Source organism: Phytobacter massiliensis JC163 (assembly GCF_000321045.1).
Taxonomy (GTDB): domain Bacteria; phylum Pseudomonadota; class Gammaproteobacteria; order Enterobacterales; family Enterobacteriaceae; genus Phytobacter_A; species Phytobacter_A massiliensis.
Genome location: NZ_CAEO01000181.1, coordinates 1 through 932, shown reverse-complemented (window position 1 = coordinate 932; position 932 = coordinate 1). Strand labels below are relative to the sequence as shown.

Below are 932 nucleotides of genomic sequence, written 5' to 3'. Positions count from 1 at the left end.
TGAGGGGAACATGCGGCTCAGGAGGTTTGTTCCGTTCACCTCATGTTCAGCGCGAAATGTCGCCTCCCTGGCACGTGAACGGGCAAAGGGGAACACCGCGTTCCCCTTTGCAATCCCCGCTCCCCCGTCAGGAAATCGGTGCTTCGCACTGCGTTCGCCTCCCGCCCCGCTGCCTGCGGCCGGTTTGACTCAACCCCCTCGCTGCATGCCCTGCGCCATCAGGTTACAAAGATCTCGCTGCGGTTGTTACAACGGGAGAATGAGTTGCCGTGGCTAAAAAGGTTGCAGTTAATCACAGTATCTACGTGTGAGGTGGTTGTAGCCCCGATAAGCGGAGCGCATCGGGGATCTTCCCGGCGGAGCTTAGCTCAGATCCGCCATCAGCACTTTTGAGCGGCGCTGATAGTTGTACATCTCTTTTTTACTCTCCGGCAGATATTCAATATCCACCGGCGTAAAGCCGCGCTCCTGGAACCAGTGGATGCTGCGGGTTGTCAGCACAAACAGCTTCGTCAGCCCCATCTGCCTCGCCTGAGCGGCAATTCTGTCCAGCAGCACTTCGCCACGGGATGAGCTGCGGTAGTCTGGGTGTACCGCCACGCAGGCCATTTCGCCGATTTTTTCTTCCGGGAAGGGGTAGAGCGCCGCGCAGGCGATGGTCAGGTTGTCGCGCTGGATAATGGTAAATTTATCAATCTCCATTTCCAGCTGTTCGCGGGAGCGGCGGACCAGGATACCCTGCTGTTCGAGGGGGCGGATCAGTTCCAGGATACCGCCGATATCGTTAATGGTCGCGCGGCGGATCTGCTCGGCGCTCTCCATCACAATCTGCGTACCGATACCATCGCGTGAGAAGAGTTCCTGCAACAGCGCGCCATCTTCCTGATAGCTGATCAGGTGGCTACGCCGCACGCCGCTGCGGCAGGCTTTCA

1 protein-coding gene is annotated in these 932 nt (G+C 58.5%); it reads right to left on the bottom strand.

The features are described from left to right. Nucleotides 1–363 precede the first annotated feature (363 nt). Nucleotides 364–932 (bottom strand): amino-acid N-acetyltransferase (gene argA, locus ENTHG_RS00075; protein WP_044172009.1); only part of this gene is annotated, 569 nt, incomplete at its 5' end.